Origin of the sequence: Vibrio sp. 10N.261.55.C5 (assembly GCF_041470505.1) — a bacterium.
Taxonomy (GTDB): Bacteria; Pseudomonadota; Gammaproteobacteria; order Enterobacterales; family Vibrionaceae; genus Vibrio; species Vibrio crassostreae_C.
Genome location: NZ_JBFRMS010000028.1, coordinates 13928 through 32398, shown reverse-complemented (window position 1 = coordinate 32398; position 18471 = coordinate 13928). Strand labels below are relative to the sequence as shown.

The window sequence follows — 18471 nt, the reverse complement described above, 5'->3', positions numbered from 1 at the left end:
AATACAGACACTTCCAGTTTTCAACTAAGATCCACAAAAAAGCCCTTATTAGCTGTTGCTAACTAAGGGCTTTGAATTTTCAGTAGCTTAATCGCTGACTGTAATTAGTCTATTTGTTACGACGAGCTTCAACAGCGTCTGCCAGCTGGCGAAGTACTGTTTCAGTGTCTTCCCAACCAATACACGCATCAGTAACAGATTGGCCGTACGTTGCAGCTTTGCCCTCAACCAGGTCTTGGCGACCTTCAACAAGATGAGATTCAATCATCACACCAAAGATAGCTTTGTCGCCACCAGAAATTTGTGCGCTTACGTCATCAGATACGTTCATTTGACGCTTAAACTGCTTAGAGCTGTTTGCGTGGCTGAAATCGATCATCACTTTTTGTGGAAGACCAGAAGCTGCTAGCTCTTCTTTAATCTTACCAACGTGTTCTGCGCTGTAATTTGGCTCTTTGCCACCACGTAGGATGATATGACAATCAGGGTTACCTGCTGTTTCAACGATAGCTGAGTGACCGTACTTAGTTACTGATAAGAAGTGGTGAGAAGCGCTAGCAGAGCGAATAGCATCTGTTGCAATCTTGATGTTGCCATCAGTACCATTCTTAAATCCAACTGGGCAAGATAGGCCAGAAGCCAGTTCGCGGTGAACTTGAGATTCTGTAGTACGTGCGCCGATTGCACCCCAGCTGATTAGGTCAGCAACGTATTGAGGCGTGATCATGTCTAGGAATTCGCTTGCCGTTGGCATGCCCATGTCAGTTAGGTCCAGCAGTAGCTTACGTCCTAGACGAAGGCCATCATTTAGCTTGAACGTATCGTTCATGTACGGGTCATTTATTAGACCTTTCCAACCAACAGTTGTACGTGGTTTTTCAAAGTAAACACGCATTACGATTTCAAGGTTATCACCAAGTTCGTCGCGCAACACTTTCAAACGTTTACCGTACTCAAGAGCAGCTTCTGTGTCATGAATAGAACATGGGCCGACAATAACAAGCAAGCGATCATCGCTCTCTTCTAAAATATTGTGGATCGCTTTGCGGCTTTCAAAGGTTGTAGAAGAAGCAACTTCTGTCGCTGGAAACTTTTCTAAAACAGCAACAGGGGGTAATAACTCTTTTACTTTGTTAATTCTTACATCATCAGTCTGGAACATTGCTTACTTCTTCCTTTTTTCTATCCTTGAGCTGAATGTACGTTGTCTCACGTCACTTTCTATCAGCACTAATCTTCTTGTTCCCTGTAACTTAACTAGTAAAAACTCTAGTTTCAATCACTAATTAAAAATAAACGCAATTTTTTTTGTGTTTTATATTTAAAACACCCTGTATACCATTATTTACACACTATCGATTGCGTATTTTATAGCAAGGTAAGAAGAGCCATTCTTCAAGCTACATCATGCATGTAAAATTGTGTCGAACTCAAAAACAAAAAAGCTCACGAGATCAGCGTGAGCTTTTATTTAATTACATTCTTTTCAATGGCTTGACGACACTATCAAGCCCTTCAATTTTCAGAGCAAGGCACAGTTTCAATAAATCGCCGAGTTCACCAGACGGGAATCCCTTTTTATCAAGATATAACACTAACAAAATACTTCGGGAGAGGTCGCATTTACCTTCGACTTATTATGAATTACTTCAGATGTAGTTAAGTGACTTCAGCAGCTATCTCCCTTGTTAGTACAGTTCATCACGAAGTGACTTACCTAAGTTATACCTACCAACTATCTCAGATTTCAATTGATATAAAGACTTGACTTGTCTTTTTAGGGCGTGAGTTCACGCCCATATTAAATTATTTTCAAGATTAAAAAACAAACAAATCAAACGAAAGTAAAATAAAAAACCATAAAATCAAAACCTTAAAAACACATTGACTTTAAGTGAGCTTATCGAGTAAGTGATTTTCGTACACTCAATTTTTTACTATACGTGTATATGCCTTATCCCTAGATTAAATGGAAAGCAACGAACGACGTAGGAAACACCTACGAAACTACTGAAATAGGAACTTACATGTACTTTTATAACACCGACCGAACTATTCGCACTAAATACCCCCTAGAGAGGGCTTATGCTGATGTACTTGGTAACTACCTGTCTTTCATACTCTCAGTCGAGTACCTACAGCATGACGGAAGCTGGACTGAGGCAGGGCTACGTTGGGTGATTAATTGCAACAACAAGGAGTACGTTATGGAGAGCGGCTTCAAAGACTTCCCACACCGCGTTCGTTAGTAGTTTTATATTTCATTAAAAATGGCGGGGGTTGCCTCCGCCCATACTAAATTAGAGCAATGCAAAAAATGCAAAAAAAATCAAAAACAAAATATGGTTCTTTGGAATTTTCTATCGGATCTGAAGGATTCGACAACATCCAGTCTTGGCTTGTAAAAAGCTTCTTCTCTAAGTCATCATTTGGCGTTATTTTCGGTAAATCAGGTTCGCGAAAATCTTTTATAGCAGTTGACCTAAGTTGCTCCATTGCTACAGGTATACCTTGGCAAAATAAAACTGTTGCGACGGGTGCGGTAGTGTACGTAGCAGCCGAAGGGCAAACAGGTATGGCTCAACGTATCAAAGCATGGGAAATAACAAATGGACAGAAGGTAGAACACCTTTATCTATTAGGCCAAAGCTTGCTTCTATCTGATGCATCAGTCAGAGATAGCTTAATTCAATCTATTCATGACATTGAAAATAAGAATGGAGTTAAAGTTCAGTTAGTCGTCCTTGATACACTTGCTCGCAACTTTGAAGGAGATGAGAACAGCTCGGATGCTATGGGTAAATTTATTCGTGGCTGCGATATAGTAAAAGACATTGCCGACACTACTATCTTATGTATTCACCACTGTGGTAAAGACACTTCAAAGGGTGTTCGTGGAAGCTCTGCTCTTATTGGCGCTTGTGATTTTGAGTTTAAAGTTACACACAACGCCACGACTAATCTTACAACACTCAGTAACACCAAACAGAAAGACGCCGAAGCTGCACCAGATTTTGTCTTTGATTTTCAAGCCGTATCGCTCGGCACCTTTTGTGACGAAAATAAGCCTATTACATCTTTAGCCTTAACAGCACCAGCAACAATTGAGCGCGAAAAAACTAACGAGAATAATCCTACCTTAAAAGCCCTATGCGAAGAATTTAAGGGGCGGTGTACAAGAGATGAGTTGCGAATGGCTTGCTTCCCTCCTCAAGATAATGTGAAAGCGAATACGACCAACCAACAATTCAAACGTGCTTTGACTAGTTTGCAAGATGAAGGGTTGATTGTTATTCATCAAAAAGGTGCAAAGGCACACGCGAGTGACGAGATTACAGTTGCACACCAATACAAACTTGCCGCTTAAATAGCAACAGTCCCCTTCCTCAATGACAAGTGACGCACTTATATAAGTGCGTCACTTGTCATTGAGGAGGGATCATAAATTGCTAGCTTATTCAGCTTCTATTGAAAATGTAATCGTAGGAAATCTTGATTCAATTTCATCAATAAAGCGTTGTATGTTTCCTATTCCCCAGTTCCTGACCACATAGGGGTAGCTCTGGCTCTTTGTGTACACGATACTTACGGTATTTACGTTCATTATCTTTGACCTCACTTTCCATCTTTATCAACGGAAAAGAGCATGATGTGTTTTGGCGGAGAAACTCAAAAGAGTGGCTATCTAACGCCCCTGATTCCAAAACAGCTTGAACAGTAAACAAACCAAGATCAGATTTTTTGAAGCGGGTTTTGAAGGGCTGACCGTCGATAGATAGTGATATAACTGAAGAGTCACGCTGGCCTACTCGTGCAGCCCTCTCCTCTCTTTTCTTATGACGAACTTCATCTGGTAATCGAATGCTTCAGGGAGTGGGATGATCTGCTCTACATTGAGTAATAGACGCTCATCAAGCCGTAATGGATTCAAACGAACACAGGTAATGTCTAGTCCCATATCATTAACCCAAAGCACTGACGTCGTGATCTCTTTGGAAAAGTTTCGAGCAGCAATAACAATGCGAACATCCTTGCCAAACTCATCTTCTTGAGGTGAATCCCAATCAAGAAAACCAAGCAGTGAACTTTCGGCATCCTGTGCTTGTTCTGTCTGAGCTAAGAACTCTTTATTAAGCACTCACCGCTTGTTCCCAAGTAAGGTTGGCAACCATAGCGGCATAACGAATGGCTTGAAGTTCCATATGACCGCCATCGTCATCCCTTTTTAGTTCAATGACGACAAGGTTCGCTGATTTGTCTGTCCCTAACAAATCAATACGGCGATTAGACTCTACAAAATGGCCGTACTCTTCTGCAATCACCAAAGTATCAGGGCTAATAGCCTCAATATTGGCTCTCAGTAGGCGTTGAATATCTTGCCTTTCTTTTAGCCTCTCCGCTTCAAAAGAAGTGGGTTCTACCTTAATTAAAGTATCTTTCGCTAACTCATAGATTGCCATTCATCCCCTCCTTTCCGCTGACCATATCAAACATGACATTAAGCACAGCTTGACGAGTATTAGGATCACTTAGGTACTTGACCATCATTTCCTGCTCGGCACTAGAGCTAGCCATAACTGCATCGTCACTAGCCTGAGGGAAGTCACCTAACATCGCCGCAGCTTTCGGGTTATTTTTAATTTGAGCCATCACCGTTTCATTTTCGCGGACTTTCTCACTCCACTTACGAACAGTATTTAACATGTCACCATCAGAAAGATTTTCATTGGCAAACGCTTCATTAAGCTTATCCAAGACCAAAGATAAAAACTCTTCCTGTTTATCCTTGGCCTTAGCAGTACCTATATCGGTACTTGGCTCAAGTTGGTAATCCGGAGCATCTTCTTTGAGCTGAATATCTTGCTGACGGATCTTTGATAAACGGTAGTGACTCATCACCACGTTATCTAAATCTAACTCATCTTCCTCAATCACCTTCTCTCGTAGCAACGGGCGCAAGTGGCGCGCATACAAGCTCAATTTTTCTAGCTCTTTATCATCGTAATCGACAAGCTGAGACATAAACTCATAAAAACGGGTAAAGCTGCCGAGATCCTTCTTGAATATCTCAAGACGGTCTTTCTCTTGCTTGCAGTCTTTGAAGCTGTTCTCTGCGTTAGCGATTAGTACGGCGTCGCCTGTTTTCTTTGTGCGTTCAAACATTTCTTTAGCTTTAATATAAGCCTCTACCGCTGAGGTATAGCGCTTTTGCCAGCGCTCTTTGGCTGGGTGACAGATGTTACTGATCGCGGCATTAGATTTATTTTTGGTGAAGAAGGCTTCGCAAAACTGCTCTACTTCAGACCATAAGAAAATGCCACTGGTACGTAGCTTCTCATATAGGTCAAACACCATATTAGGATCGGTGACGTCCGCCAATTCTGCGGTTTGGTAATAAGGTTGGAAGGAACCTAAAATCTCGTCTGGTTCATTGTAAAAGTCTAATACGAATGTGCCTGTTTCTGCCTTGCCCGGATAAGTACGGTTAAGGCGAGAAAGAGTTTGAACACACTCTACGCCGCCTAGCTTCTTATCAACGTACATAGCGCATAACTTCGGTTGGTCAAAGCCTGTTTGGAACTTATTCGCCACAAGCATTACCTGATAGTCATCGCTATCGAAGGCTTTACGCATATCCCGACCTTTTAAGTCTGGGTTCATGTTCTTTTCAGTGAACTTTTGATCGATGAAAGCAAAGCTATCAGGATCATTTGCGTTGAATTCGACTTCGCCCGAGAAAGCTACCATAGCGCGAATCGCATCATAGCCACTCTTGTTCTCGGCGAGCGCATCCGCCACGTACTTATCAAAAGCTAGCTTATAACGCACCGCCTCTTTGCGAGAACTTGTGACCACCATTGCTTTAGCCTGACCACCTAATAAGCCCATTACGTTATCTTTGAAATGCTCAACAATCACTTTGACCTTTTGTGAGATGTTGTGATCGTGTAGGCGTACCCACTGGTTTAACTTAACCTTGGCTTTCTTGCTGTCGACTTCTTTATCAGCAGCCTCCACCTTCTGCGCTAATTGATACATCACCTTGTAATTGGTGTAGTTCTTTAGCACATCCAGAATAAAGCCTTCTTCAATGGCTTGGCGCATTGAATACACATGATATGCTTCTTGTTTATTCTGTTTCGATGGAGGTAACTCAGGTTTAGGTAAGCGTCCAAACAGTTCTAATGTTTTTGGTTTAGGGGTTGCCGTAAACGCGTAGTAGTTTAAGTTGGCGCTGCCTTTACGTGCAGCAATGGTCGCATCCAAAATATCTTCCGAGGACAACTCGACATCATCATCGGCTTCTTCGGTCATCAATACTTCTTTTAACTGACGAGCAGTCGAACCACTTTGCGAAGAGTGCGCTTCATCAGCGATTACTGCATAGCTGCGTTCTTTCAGGCTAGTGCTGTTTTCTATCGCACGTAACACAAACGGGAAGGTTTGAATGGTTACGATGATAATAGGTTGCGAGTTCTCTAACGCTGAAGCCAGCTTCTCTGATTTAGAACCATCACCCTCTTTGTTATTGATGCGCCCAACTACACCATCAGCGTGTTCAAATTGGTAGATGGTATCTTGCAACTGATCATCAAGAACGGTTCGGTCAGTGACGACAATGACTGAATGGAATTGCTTGTTACCTTCAGCATCATAAAGGGTCGAAAGCTGATGCGCAGTCCATGCAATAGAGTTCGACTTACCCGAACCCGCACTATGCTGCACAAGATACTTGTTACCAGTCCCTTCTTCGATGGCGGCGTCAATCAGCTTAGTCACGACATCCCACTGGTGATAACGCGGGAAAATAAGCGTTTCTTTCTTGTATTTACGCCCTTCCCAATCTTCTTTCTCTTCAATTTGAAGGTGAACAAAGCGACCGATGATATTCAATAGGTTGTCAGGGACTAATACCTCATTCCACAGATAATCCGTGGCATAACGGCTCTCATCTTCAGGTACATCGTTACCCGCACCACCCTCTTTAGTCCCTTTATTGAAAGGAAGGAAAAAGGTGTCGTCCCCTGCCAGTTTAGTTGCCATGTAAACTTCATACTGGCTGACTGCGAAATGCACCAAAGCACCACGTTTAAAGGTTAATAGTGGCTCAGGCTTCTTAGTCGCAGGGTCTTTGGGTAGACGAGTACGTTTATACTGCTTAATCGCGTTCTCTACCGCTTGCTTGAACTCTGATTTCAGTTCCAGCGTTGAAACAGGTAAACCGTTGACGAAGAGAGCCAGATCAATACGCCATGCCTTGGCTTTTTTACCAGTAGCCTCCAGATGCTCTTTAGTGGCATAGGGGCTATAAACAAGCTCAGGTACGATACGACAAATGTTCTGCTGATAACGCGCCAAGGTTTCAGGGTTTAGGTTATGCTCTGGCTTAAACTGACACAGCGAGAAACGCGCATTACGGATCTTTAAACCGTGACGAAGCACACCCAAAGTACCAAAACTACGGGAGGCTTGGTCTGTGGCATTCACATCAGCTTTTTTTAATTGAGCAACCAGCGCTTCAATAAAGTGACGGTCAGATTCATTCGGATAAACCTTACAAAACTTCTCCCACTCTTTCGGTTGAGTTTCTTTTACAAAGCTCAGCACATCTTGCTCATACAGTGCCGATTCACGGTTATAACCTTCAGACTTCCCTTCTATCCAGCCGTTCGCCACCATCTGGCGAATGATGTCATCTTGGAAGATACGTTCTTGAGTTGAATCAGTGCTCATTAGCCAGCCTCCTGCTGTTGAGCGTCTTGGTTTACTGGAGCTTGCCAATTGCGCACGTCAATCTTTCCAGTGACTGCGGCAGAAATTAGCGCGGTGCGGCGCTCTTTTAGTAACGATGTTTGAATGACAGATTTTTCGATTAATAAGTCAAAGGAAGTGCTTTTTCCTAGTACATATTCACAAATTTCGTTCTGCTCTTTTTCAGGAGGCATGAGTATTGGCAGGTTCTCAAATCCTTCTTGGTTGACATATACAAGTGTTGCTGCGGTTCCTATTAATTCAAAATATTGCTTTGATAGCGCTACTATGGATTGTAAATATTCAGCCTTTATATTAATTGGCTGAAATGCCTGCAATTGCTGATTAATAATGACGTCAATTTTATTAATCGATGTGACACCAAAATTACCGACGCAACTAGCTATAACAGAACCTGCCTTAAGTTTCTTAGAACCTGCCGCCAATGCCGACTCAGATGAAACATACTTAGATGTATCAGAGATATATTGTTGCTTCATATCCTCCATCGTAGCCCATGCTATACCGTGAGTATCATTAAGCTCAGGTTTGTTGCGTTGAGGAACAAATATGTTAGATACATATTTAGCACGTGTGACAACCCAATGCTCCGGCACCTCCCCCAACCATTCCACACCGGAATCTTTCATCGGTGTGTCTGGCTTTAGCCCTTTGGTGACGGCATGGCTGATCACCGCTTGGCGCTTTTCTTTTAGCAGCTTGATAAGTTGCTGCTGTTTAGCGATCAAAGTGTCGATTTTGGCGGTTTCGTGATCGAGGAACTTAGCAATACACTTCGCTTCGAACTCACTTGGATAAGGAAAATCGAGATTATCAATTGTGCTCATACCCAAATTTTTCTGGGTATTTGAATTAGAAAAAACTTCACATTGAGCTTGTAGCATCTTTGATTGCAAACAATAGTATATGTACCTACCAAGATGGTTACTTTTTGCAGTTATAACAGCCAAAGGCGACCAAACATTAAAGCTCATATCAGTATCAACGTATGCAACCTTACCAACTGAAGCAGCTTTACCTAATAAGACATCACCTTTCTTAGGCAAACATTTCATTGAATAGCGTTTATGGTCTTCTCTTGAGATGTATCGACAACCTTCAAAGACTAACTTGTTATCTTGGATACCATCCACTGATAAAAACGGTATGCCCGAATCTAAAAACTTAGGAGTCTCATGGGGGCCATCTTTTACAAAATTAGTACAAAGATATTTTAGAGGGACAATCTGCCAAGATTCCGGCAATTCACGTATCCAATTGTTTTCCCAACTACGATATTCGAGGTAAGTATTATACTTGCGCATTATGAATGCACCTCTTGCAGTAGCTCCATAATGTCCTTGCTCACAGCATCCAAGTCTTCATCTATCACTCTCAGCTCACGTGGTGGCTGGTAGACATAGAAATGGCGATTAAACGGAATTTCGTAACCAACAACACCGATCTCACTATCTTTCTCATCTCGCTTATCTGCATTAATCCATGCATCAACAACGTGAGGCGCGACTTCTTTATTGAAGTAAGTTTCAATCAACTCTGAAGTGCTTATACTTGGGTCTAATGGTACATTCTCGTTATCACGCAGGTCACCATCTTGTTGGTACTCTACGACCTTACCCACTAAACCTTTAACATCACCGACATACTCAAAAGCGCCATACAATGGTTGTGATTGTTCTTTTATTATCTTCTTAACTACTCGTTCAGCATCTTGGTTTTTCCACGTTACCGCATCAATAAACTGCTTTTTCTCTTTGGCATCGAGCTTAATTTCAGTGGCTTTAAGTGCACCTTTCAGAGTGAGTTCAAACTGGTTAAAGTCATCAGACTGTTGCACTTTGCCACCAAGAGATTGACCTATTTCAGCTTGTAGCTGCTGAGCTTTTTCCATCAGAGATTTTTGGAATAGCCATACTTTGCTATCCAAGACATCTTTGATTTGCTTCTCTTTAAGCTCCGGGAAATCCGCTTTGATTAATGTACGAACCTCAGTTTCAACTTCACCCAACATGCCATAGGTGTCATTCGTCCATTTTGAGCTACACTGCTCATAAATAGCTGGCATAACTAAGTTAAATGGCTTTGGCGCAAAGCGTAGTGACGCCACTGCATCATCAGTAATTTGTGCGGATAGACGCAATGGGCGTTCAATCGTTAGGCGGCGGTATCCAAACTCGTAAGTATGAAAGATCTTACTTGAGAAAGTTTTCGGTACTTCCGTTCTTGGTACGGCAGACTGGCGACCACGATTAGACTTTTGCTCTGCTGGCTTATCAAGCTCACGAGCATCAACTACTTCAAAATCACCAAAGCTACGCGTAATAGTTTTAATATCATCTTCACTCATTACGTTACGCTTAGAGCCTAGCGATTTACGCATCTTGCCACACAGGTTAGAGCCATCAATTAATTGAACTTTGCCTTTGCGTTCTGAGGCTTTCTTATTGCTTAGCACCCATACGTAAGTTGAAATGCCTGTGTTATAGAACATGTCAGTAGGCAGCGCGACGATGGCTTCAAGTAAGTCAGCTTCAAGGATGTAGCGACGAATTTCACTTTCACCACTACCAGCACCACCAGTAAATAGTGGTGAGCCATTAAGAATAATGCCGATACGCCCACCATCCGTAACACTGCCGTCAACAGCATGAGTGTCACGCATTTTGCTGATCAAGTGCATCAAGAACAGTAAGGAACCATCAGACACACGAGGTAAGCCCGCGCCAAAACGCCCATCGAAACCTTTTAGGATATGTTCGTCTTTGATCTCACCTTCAATCTTCTTCCAATCAACACCAAACGGAGGGTTAGATAGCATGTAGTCAAATTGGTCGGCTGGCAGTTGGTCATTGGAGAGAGTGTTACCTAATTTGATACGGCTAACATCTTGCCCCTTAATCAACATATCCGCTTTACAGATCGCGTATGACTCTGGGTTTAACTCCTGACCAAAGGCACGCATTACGGCTTTAGGGTTCAGCTCATGGACATATTCCATACCTGAAGATAAGAAACCGCCCGTACCCGCTGTAGGGTCATAAATGGTGCGAATGATACCTTCTTTGGTCAGTGCATCATCATCTTCCATGAACACGAGCGATGTGGTTAAGCGAACGATATCACGAGGGGTAAAGTGCTCACCTGCCGTTTCATTTGAGCTTTCAGCAAAGCGGCGAATCAACTCTTCAAACACCAAACCCATATCATGGTTAGAAATCGCTGTAGGGCTTAGGTCAGTAGTGGCAAATTTCTTTACTACTTTGAATAGCAAGTTGGCGTCATCTAACAGACCAACAAACTCGTCAAACTTGAAATGCTCGAAAATCTCTCGAGCATCCGCAGAGAAGCATTGAATGTAGTTCTCTAGGTTATCTTTGATATCCTTCTGTCCCATCTTCCCAAGGTTCATTGGTGATGTATTGAAGAACGACAAACCGTTAGTAGCACGAAGCAGCATCTTTTCTTGTGCTTCTTCAGGCAGGTTCATAGCTTTCACTTTCTCAGCCTGAATAACGACAGCATCTTTACTTTCTTCCAGTACACACTCAAGGCGACGAAGAAGAGTAAAAGGCAAGATCACACGCCCGTATTGAGATTGTTTTAAGTCACCGCGAAGCAGGTCGGCAACCGACCAAATGAATGCAGCGGTTTGAGAAAAGTTTGTGTTAGTCATATTAGGTTCTTAGTAAGCCTGACGAAATTATTTCGATTATACCCCAACAACATTGAAGAGACAGCGAACTAAAACAAAAAAGCACCTACATCAGGTGCTTAAACAAGTTATCTAGCGGATAAAACATCAAGCCTTATAGCTTGGGGCAGCGTCAATGATGTGCTTAGCAAGTAGCTCTATAATCTCCTTTACTTGCTTGTCACGACGATCCAAAAGCTGCTTGAGATTAGCGATTGTCACCTCAAGATCTTCGCCATCAGCGATATCTTCTAAGTTGTAAGCATCCTCAGCGTAACGAGTGACCTTTTCTATCCATGCCAACTTTGATCGATTATCGCGTGTATCACTTAAGGTAAGAAAGCCAGCTTCAATTGCTTTTTCTATTACTTTTTCAGCAAGGCTGGTTGCTTCAAATTCTTCCAAATCATATGCAAATTTGAATAATATTTCAGGGGGAACAAGTTTGCTCATAGTGTTTATTTAAAGGATACATTTTCTTTTTCCAACAGCAAAATTTGGTAAAAATGCGAGCGCTCTTTTTAGGGGCAGTTAAGAAGGGTCTCCCTTCTTGCCAGTGACAACATAAGAACGCAGTGGGTTGTCCTATCTGGAACCACCTACTGATAAGAGGAGTTAGCGTTAACTTATTTGTAATAAAAGAAGAATGTTTTTAATATTTAATCAAACAAACATTTATGCTTAAAAACTGGACTGTAATAACCCAACCCGTTCGCCTTGCAAGCGATGGCATTATGATGCGCGAACGCTACCTGCAAAGCCTGAAGCACGCCAACCACAAACATACCGAACATATCGTATCCATATTTGGTTGCGCGGAAACATCTAATCGCATAGCGCTAGCTGGCGAAGAATTTCGACTTAATCAACAGATCTATAACCGTCGTGGCGGTCGCCCACTTTCGAGCTACGCGGTCGAGTATTGCCTAACTCTTCCGAAAGGCTACCGCCCAACTAAGCAACAATGGCAATCTGTAGTTAAGGATTGCAGCTTAGCCCTTGCAAAATTATGCAAACTGAATAAATCTGAGTTCGCTCAATACAGACAACAAATCCGAGCAGTATTACACCAACAAGAGCAAGGCGGAAAACGTGGCAGCGGTGATCATGTCCATTTAATCATTGGAAAAGTTGTAGCAAATCGAGTTCTCAAAGAGCTGCAACAAAAAAAGGCGACCAACCTTATTAAAAAAGCTTTCAACCACTCAGTTTTAAAACACGTTGGAATCGATCATCGAAACTATCAACCAATAGAGACAGAGAAAGGAAGAAGGCTATCGACTTGGCAATATCAACACCAGAAGTCCACTGAAGCGCTTGAAATTCAAAAGCTCATCGAGAAAATGCAAACACAGTTTGATAAATGGCTTAAAGCAAAGGAAGAACATAATGATAGGCAACAACGCCGACAAGAAAACCGACTTATGAAAACCTATGATTCCCTCGCTTCTTACTCATTAACAAAGCAGCAACAAGAGCAAGCTGAGATTATTAAAGGCAAGATACACTAAATTTAAAGAAGCCTGTTTCATCAACAGGCTTCACATTTACCTAAAACTCAATACGAAGCCATTCACATGGCTATAGTAGTAAAAAATGATTTAGTGACACTACGAGGCAAGAAAATCAAGTGATGCATAAAGTTCTTGATTGAAATCATTATCTTGTAAAAACAATGAGAATTTGCGCTCTTCAACAAAACCGAACTTATGAGCTAACTCAATTAGTGTTGAATCAGGGTAATCATAAGCGGTTTCAACAAACGACTGGGAGTTAAACATAACTGATATGTAGTCTGTAATTTGCGCATGCTCCTTAATGAATTCGTCCTTAGTGCTAAGGCTATATTCATTAGTCGCAGTGCCTTGTATGACAAACTCTGCTCTATCAAGAGGTGCCCAGTAAGTTTTACAGCTCACTAAGCTTAACTTACTCCACTGATAACGCCCTCTACTCGGATACAAAAACCTTGTTAAATCCAACGAATGAAGTTTATTGAAAATATGCGATAAAAACTGGTCACCATCTTTGACCTTGATGTTACTTCTACTGCCATACATATAAGCATATGGCAGATAGAGGGCTTTCCCCCCCTCCTCAGTTTTTGAGAACTGATATGGCAACATAGCAAGTCTTCGTTTTTGACCATTTTTAAAGTGCCACGTAATATCGATACAATTAGCAACCTTGGTTTTAGCGTCAGGACAAGGCTCTTCTGAACGATTCAGTGTAATTGAAGAGATAAAGCGACGTAAATTATTCCGTATTTCTTGTCTCGTTGGGTTTAGGTAATCGGTTCGAATACTATCAGTATATATCTCGGGTAAATTGGACAGTTCGTCCGCATTAAACTCAATAGTATCGGTGTTTATGGTGTCTAACTTTGCTTCAAGCTCTATGATTTTGCTATCACTGTCTACAATGAGATCCAGAAGTGTTTTACTCGGCGTAGATTTGTAGTAATCACGTAGATTGTCTCGGCTTTCTTGTTGTTCGAATAACTCAGCTTCAAGCTTTAATTTCTGCTGTTCTGCAAGGGTATTATGGCTTTTACTAGACTCTGAAAGATAAGCGTCCTTACAAATTTCAAGAGTCAGTAGATCGAGCATGTTAACATTATAAACTTCTCTTGCATGCTCCCCCTTCATTGCTAAGTTACACACGTAGTTGGCCCTGTCTCCCCCTTTATCGACAAAAACCATTGCACCACCGCAAGTGCCACAACGAGCAATACTTTTTAATAAGGGAATCTTACCGCTTGCCGTATCTCTACCTTGCTTTTTTGTTTTTTGAATCTGGAGTTTACGAAATGTATCATCATCGATTAACGATGGATAATAGCTTTTCAGGACATGCTCAATGCCTTCAATCGTATATTTTTTCTCACCTATCAAAGAACGTTTGCCCCACAATTGACTGATAGCAATGTAATCCCACGTCTTTGCCTGTTTTACCCCACCTTTCCGTCTTGTTGGTTTGTACTCAAAATTGGCATCTAGATACTGCTTTATTTTTAAATCCCCGAAGCCAGCAATACGCATCTCAACAGCCTTTTTTACGCCTTCAGCGTTGATGTTGAACGAGTGGGTGCTCTGGTCTATCCAAAACGGTGCACGCCCTAAAGCACCTTGCGGCTTTCCTGTCTCGTGCCAGCGACTTAAAGCAAGTTTTGAAGCAGCGACAATACGCTTCGATTTAGTTTCAGACTCTTCATTCGCTCGCTGCATTGTAATCAACGAAACGATAAGATCTGCCGTCAAGTTTTGGCTCTTAGCATCAAACATCTTGTCATCAATATGGGTATACACACGTACACCACGATTGATAATGCTAAGTAACTGCTCCATTGCAACATTTACAGTTTCTCTGGAAAGGCGGTCAAGTGAGAAAACGACCAAAATACTGCCCGGAGGAATTTCCCCGCTTTCTATCCTAGATAAAACAAGCCCAAGAGCGCCTTCTTTATGTTTGCCATGGTATGCGCTCAATCCGTGATCTACGAAATTCTCATCATCGATAGGAAGGTTGTGCTTCTCGGATAATTCTTCAAGGACACTTCTCTGCTGTTGTGTTTCTAAGCCAACACCTTGTAACTGTTTAGTGGTACTAATACGAGCGTAATTATAAATTTTTGGGATAGTTTTCATACTTAAGGGGCTTCACTACAGAATCTAAGCCCTCAACCTTGAGAGCTAAACAGAGCTGCATTAAATCACCTAACTCACCCGAAGGAAACTGTTTTTTATTAGCAAACCACAGCAAATATTCTTCAGGTAAGTCAATCAGTGTACGACCCGCGTACTTTCCAAATGGCATCTGCATTCGAGCCAACTTAATCAGGTTCTCTTTCTCTAGCATTATTCGGTCTTTACTATGCGTCATCTATGTTGTGTAGAGTATCACCTAAACGTTCAACCCAATAGTTGATCGCGTCTTTGGCATCATCCAGCGAATCAATCATGGTTGAAAAATCTTTGTTACCCGCTTCACGGTCGATAGCTGCAAACAGTGGTGTGCCCTCTTGAGCATCACTGACCAATAACTCTACACTCGCACTCCCAACATTGGTGTGCTCACCAGTCGTGACCTTAGATATGGTTGACATCGCAAGGCCAAACGGCAGAACGCTGCTCGTTACAGCTAAGATCGGATTGGGCGTTTCAACGTTACTCAGAGCGATACTCAAGCGGAGCGTTTTTCCTGTCGGTTCATCGACAATCGTTTTATGAGGCGATATTTTATCTTCCAAGCGCGCAACCATGTGCTCAGTGAGTTCCTGAATCTCTTCCTGATCCAACGAACCTTCTTCTGTTAAAACAAAAATTTGGTCGATCACTACAGAATCGTAGTCATCTAACTTGGATTTCAAACGCTGCGCGTCACGTAGCCCAACCCTTGCCCAAACCAAGTCGACGCCTCCGTCAGGCCCAGCCTGAAAATCTTCGTAGCTGGTAAATTTAGTAGCGGTTCTAATTGGGCCGCCTGCACAACCAAGCAAGAAAATGCTGGTTGCAACAAGCAAAAGGACTTTTAAAGGGTTCATAACGCACTTAGTCAAAATTAAGGAATCTAATTAAGTATGACATACCCTATGTGAAAAGGTTGTAGAAAAAGGGGGTTAAAAATCAGAGCTAACTCTAAAATTAATCATGTTGAACAGTGTGTGCGTACTCTACAATTACCTGATTTCCTTCAATATAAGCATTTTGGATCTCACCATCAACACTCATTCTACTTTTCAGGTAGACCACTTTAGGCCCCGATTCATTGACCTCTTTTAGCGAGGGGAATACATTCCTTGGTTCCAAATGAAGTAAACGACAAAAGTGACTAATGAAAGACATGGTTAATGGAGTCTCCCCTCTTAGCACTCTTGAGAAATCAAGCTGGTTCATGCCTAGCTTTTTTGAAAACTCCATCTGCGTAATTCGCATTCTCGATTTTTGTGACATCCACGTTTGATACAACGCGTCTCTGTCTAGTTCTGTGAATTCCATACCGACTCCTTTATATAATTCATACCAATCAATTTTCCAGTTTTTCATACATGGCTTGTCAGGGTTCGGTTAGTGGAAACCAAAGGTTTGGTTTTGATATGCGTACAATTGTTGTACAGAGCAAAACGGAACAAGCCAAATTCATTCACAAAAACGATTAGAGCAAATGCTTTCTTTATTTATATCAATAATTTATACGTTAACGAACTAAACATATGGCAAGTTAATTTGTATTAAGAATTAAAAGTTCGAGATTGGCATTCCACATTTAAATCGATTGATTCGCATTTATAAAACTGGTTGGCTACATTTCGGTTGCTCAAACGCACTTCTGGCAAACTATTTGAAAGAATAGGACGCAAAGCCACCGGCCTGTCGACAAATATTCTGTCTATGATAGCGGGGCCGCCACTTAATAGGATTTAAGTGTAAATGCATGCCGGAGTGTTCTCTTTTTTGTCGGCCAAATACAGTAAGGACAAATAATGAAACAACTCCCAAAAAAATCACTCATCGCGCTATCGCTTCTTAGCGTAAGCGGTGCAAGCTTCGGTCACGGTTATGTCTCTGCATACAACAATGGCGTTGCTGAGAGCCGTGTTGCCCTATGTAAGTTCCCTGCGAGTGATACGCAAGAGAAAAACACCAACTGTGGTGGTATCCAATACGAACCACAAAGTGTAGAAGGCCCTGAAGGCTTCCCGGAAGTCGGCCCTGCTGATGGAAAAATTGCCAGTGCGCAATCTTCTTTAGCAGCAGCGCTAGACGAGCAAAAGGCAGACCGCTGGGTTAAACGCCCGATCAAGTCTGGTTCTCAGTACTTTGAGTGGACGTTCACAGCTAACCACAAGACTCGCGATTGGAAATATTACATTACTCAACCAGACTGGAATCCAAACCAGCCTTTGGCTCGCAGCTCTTTTGACTTAACGCCATTCTGTGTTGTTGAAGGCAATATGGAACAACCACCGATGCAAGTCAGTCACTTGTGTAATGTACCAGAACGCGAAGGTTATCAAGTGATCCTTGCGGTATGGGATGTAGGTGACACTGCTGCGGCTTTCTACAACGTTATCGACGTGAAATTTGATGGCGACGGCCCTATCATTCCTGATTGGGATCAAGGTGGTCAAATCAACCCGACACAAGACCTGAATGTTGGTGACGCTGTTTATACGCGTGTATTTGACCAATCTGGTGAGAACGCTTCATACAGCACAGAGCTTGTGATTGAAAGTTCTGATCAAGGCAAAGCCAATAACTGGTCTTACGCACTTGCCTCTAAGATCAACCAAGAGCAGACGCAAATCAAAGCAGGCCAATTGAACGACCAAGGCGATTTCGCACCCGTTTACGGCACTAACCCTGTTTATCTAAAAGCAGGCTCTGGCTTTAACAGTGTAGAAATCGGCTACAAGATTGATACTCCAGAACCCGAGCATGAGCTAGAAGTCACGGGCTTAGAATCAGAGTACATTATCGATGAGAGCCAACCTACTCAGCTTGATCTTACGTTAGCGGCAACAGGCGATATCCAAGCTGAGCTTACCGTGTACAACCACCACCGTGAAGCACTTGCATCTCAGAAATCAGATCTAACAGATGGACAAGTTGAAGATGTTCAACTGACTCTTTCTAAGTCTGAAGCTGGCCACCACATGCTTGTGGTTGTGACGAAAGATGACCAAGGCAACTTAGTGGATCAGAACACACTTGATTTCCATCTAATGGACGAGCAAACACCGCCACCAGCGGGCGATTACGACTTCGTGTTCCCAGAAAGCATTGAATCTTATACTGCAGGAACAAAGGTTCTGAGCAGCGATGGTGGTGTTTATCAGTGTAAAGAGTTCCCATACTCTGGTTACTGTGTTCAATGGGCTCCAACAGCAACTCAGTACGAACCAGGTGTCGGTTCACACTGGCAAGATGCTTGGAACAAAGTGGACTAATTGTTAGCGAGTTACTTACCTTCAAGTATGTGAGCTTGTGTAATTAGCCAAACAAAAA

Annotated in this window: 15 protein-coding genes, 1 pseudogene and 1 riboswitch; of the genes and pseudogenes, 4 read left to right on the top strand and 12 right to left on the bottom strand. The window is 42.3% G+C overall.

Going from position 1 to position 18471, the window contains the following annotated elements; genetic code table 11:
• Window positions 1–109: 109 nt before the first annotated feature.
• Window positions 110–1162 carry a 3-deoxy-7-phosphoheptulonate synthase AroG gene (gene aroG, locus AB4263_RS11740; RefSeq protein WP_017061746.1) on the bottom strand — a complete coding sequence of 351 codons (1053 nt, stop codon included), beginning with the start codon at window positions 1160–1162 and terminating at the stop codon, window positions 110–112.
• 313 nt (window positions 1163–1475) lie between these two features.
• Window positions 1476–1595, bottom strand: a pseudogene (locus tag AB4263_RS11735) (putative quorum-sensing-regulated virulence factor); the annotation flags it as partial.
• 432 nt (window positions 1596–2027) lie between these two features.
• On the opposite strand from AB4263_RS11735, the gene AB4263_RS11730 reads away from it, so the two are divergent.
• Window positions 2028–2249, top strand: a complete 222-nt coding sequence (locus AB4263_RS11730; protein WP_372098260.1) for a hypothetical protein — start codon at window positions 2028–2030, stop codon at window positions 2247–2249.
• 59 nt (window positions 2250–2308) lie between these two features.
• Window positions 2309–3367 (top strand): helicase RepA family protein, encoded by a 1059-nt coding sequence (locus AB4263_RS11725; RefSeq protein ID WP_372098259.1) that lies wholly within the window; start codon window positions 2309–2311, stop codon window positions 3365–3367.
• 438 nt (window positions 3368–3805) lie between these two features.
• Here AB4263_RS11725 and AB4263_RS11720 read toward each other — a convergent pair whose 3' ends face one another.
• The 6 genes from AB4263_RS11720 to AB4263_RS11695 all read right to left on the bottom strand — a co-directional run bounded on the left by AB4263_RS11720 (window position 3806) and on the right by AB4263_RS11695 (window position 11917).
• The gene (locus AB4263_RS11720) at window positions 3806–4138 is read right to left on the bottom strand and encodes a hypothetical protein (RefSeq protein ID WP_372098258.1); all 333 of its coding nucleotides are present in this window, start codon (window positions 4136–4138) and stop codon (window positions 3806–3808) included.
• Window positions 4131–4460: a hypothetical protein gene (locus tag AB4263_RS11715; RefSeq protein ID WP_372098257.1), complete on the bottom strand. Its 330-nt coding sequence runs from the start codon at window positions 4458–4460 to the stop codon at window positions 4131–4133. Before AB4263_RS11715 ends, AB4263_RS11720 begins: the two co-directional genes overlap by 8 nt.
• Window positions 4447–7734, bottom strand: coding sequence for a type I restriction endonuclease subunit R (locus AB4263_RS11710; protein ID WP_372098256.1), 3288 nt, complete (start codon window positions 7732–7734; stop codon window positions 4447–4449). The genes AB4263_RS11715 and AB4263_RS11710 overlap by 14 nt, the downstream gene beginning before the upstream one ends.
• The gene (locus AB4263_RS11705; protein WP_372098255.1) at window positions 7734–9077 is read right to left on the bottom strand and encodes a restriction endonuclease subunit S; all 1344 of its coding nucleotides are present in this window, start codon (window positions 9075–9077) and stop codon (window positions 7734–7736) included. The genes AB4263_RS11710 and AB4263_RS11705 overlap by 1 nt, the downstream gene beginning before the upstream one ends.
• Window positions 9077–11446, bottom strand: a complete 2370-nt coding sequence (locus tag AB4263_RS11700) for an N-6 DNA methylase (RefSeq protein WP_372098254.1) — start codon at window positions 11444–11446, stop codon at window positions 9077–9079. The genes AB4263_RS11705 and AB4263_RS11700 overlap by 1 nt, the downstream gene beginning before the upstream one ends.
• A gap of 126 nt (window positions 11447–11572) precedes the next feature.
• Window positions 11573–11917: a hypothetical protein gene (locus tag AB4263_RS11695; RefSeq protein WP_372098253.1), complete on the bottom strand. Its 345-nt coding sequence runs from the start codon at window positions 11915–11917 to the stop codon at window positions 11573–11575.
• A 224-nt stretch (window positions 11918–12141) separates the two neighbouring features.
• Between AB4263_RS11695 and AB4263_RS11690 the strand changes: the two genes are divergently transcribed.
• Window positions 12142–12975, top strand: a complete 834-nt coding sequence (locus AB4263_RS11690; protein ID WP_372098252.1) for a hypothetical protein — start codon at window positions 12142–12144, stop codon at window positions 12973–12975.
• Between the two features lie 99 nt (window positions 12976–13074).
• On the opposite strand, the gene AB4263_RS11685 is transcribed toward AB4263_RS11690, so the two are convergent.
• The 4 genes from AB4263_RS11685 to AB4263_RS11670 form a co-directional block, all read right to left on the bottom strand.
• On the bottom strand, window positions 13075–15111 hold the full coding sequence (locus tag AB4263_RS11685) for a recombinase family protein (RefSeq protein ID WP_372098251.1): 2037 nt from the start codon (window positions 15109–15111) through the stop codon (window positions 13075–13077).
• On the bottom strand, window positions 15086–15322 hold the full coding sequence (locus tag AB4263_RS11680; RefSeq protein ID WP_372098250.1) for a DUF3820 family protein: 237 nt from the start codon (window positions 15320–15322) through the stop codon (window positions 15086–15088). Before AB4263_RS11680 ends, AB4263_RS11685 begins: the two co-directional genes overlap by 26 nt.
• 13 nt (window positions 15323–15335) lie before the next feature.
• Window positions 15336–16007 carry a DUF3313 domain-containing protein gene (locus AB4263_RS11675; RefSeq protein ID WP_372098249.1) on the bottom strand — a complete coding sequence of 224 codons (672 nt, stop codon included), beginning with the start codon at window positions 16005–16007 and terminating at the stop codon, window positions 15336–15338.
• Window positions 16008–16107: 100 nt separating this feature from the next.
• Window positions 16108–16461, bottom strand: a complete 354-nt coding sequence (locus tag AB4263_RS11670) for a hypothetical protein (protein WP_017068634.1) — start codon at window positions 16459–16461, stop codon at window positions 16108–16110.
• A gap of 323 nt (window positions 16462–16784) precedes the next feature.
• Window positions 16785–16874: riboswitch (cyclic di-GMP riboswitch) on the top strand.
• Between the two features lie 72 nt (window positions 16875–16946).
• On the opposite strand from AB4263_RS11670, the gene gbpA reads away from it, so the two are divergent.
• Window positions 16947–18413 carry an N-acetylglucosamine-binding protein GbpA gene (gbpA, locus tag AB4263_RS11665; protein WP_371713548.1) on the top strand — a complete coding sequence of 489 codons (1467 nt, stop codon included), beginning with the start codon at window positions 16947–16949 and terminating at the stop codon, window positions 18411–18413.
• The last annotated feature ends 58 nt before the right edge of the window (window positions 18414–18471 follow it).

Bases quoted from the DNA above. Each gene is read 5' to 3' on its own strand.
- AB4263_RS11700 (WP_372098254.1), bottom strand. From the start codon at position 11,446: ATGACTAACACAAACTTTTCTCAAACCGCTGCATTCATTTGGTCGGTT.
- AB4263_RS11675 (WP_372098249.1), bottom strand. From the start codon at position 16,007: ATGAACCCTTTAAAAGTCCTTTTGCTTGTTGCAACCAGCATTTTCTTG.
- gbpA (WP_371713548.1), top strand. From the start codon at position 16,947: ATGAAACAACTCCCAAAAAAATCACTCATCGCGCTATCGCTTCTTAGC.
- AB4263_RS11690 (WP_372098252.1), top strand. From the start codon at position 12,142: ATGCTTAAAAACTGGACTGTAATAACCCAACCCGTTCGCCTTGCAAGC.
- AB4263_RS11685 (WP_372098251.1), bottom strand. From the start codon at position 15,111: ATGAAAACTATCCCAAAAATTTATAATTACGCTCGTATTAGTACCACT.
- AB4263_RS11725 (WP_372098259.1), top strand. From the start codon at position 2,309: ATGCAAAAAATGCAAAAAAAATCAAAAACAAAATATGGTTCTTTGGAA.
- AB4263_RS11710 (WP_372098256.1), bottom strand. From the start codon at position 7,734: ATGAGCACTGATTCAACTCAAGAACGTATCTTCCAAGATGACATCATT.
- AB4263_RS11715 (WP_372098257.1), bottom strand. From the start codon at position 4,460: ATGGCAATCTATGAGTTAGCGAAAGATACTTTAATTAAGGTAGAACCC.
- AB4263_RS11670 (WP_017068634.1), bottom strand. From the start codon at position 16,461: ATGGAATTCACAGAACTAGACAGAGACGCGTTGTATCAAACGTGGATG.
- AB4263_RS11705 (WP_372098255.1), bottom strand. From the start codon at position 9,077: ATGCGCAAGTATAATACTTACCTCGAATATCGTAGTTGGGAAAACAAT.
- AB4263_RS11730 (WP_372098260.1), top strand. From the start codon at position 2,028: ATGTACTTTTATAACACCGACCGAACTATTCGCACTAAATACCCCCTA.
- AB4263_RS11695 (WP_372098253.1), bottom strand. From the start codon at position 11,917: ATGAGCAAACTTGTTCCCCCTGAAATATTATTCAAATTTGCATATGAT.
- aroG (WP_017061746.1), bottom strand. From the start codon at position 1,162: ATGTTCCAGACTGATGATGTAAGAATTAACAAAGTAAAAGAGTTATTA.
- AB4263_RS11680 (WP_372098250.1), bottom strand. From the start codon at position 15,322: ATGCTAGAGAAAGAGAACCTGATTAAGTTGGCTCGAATGCAGATGCCA.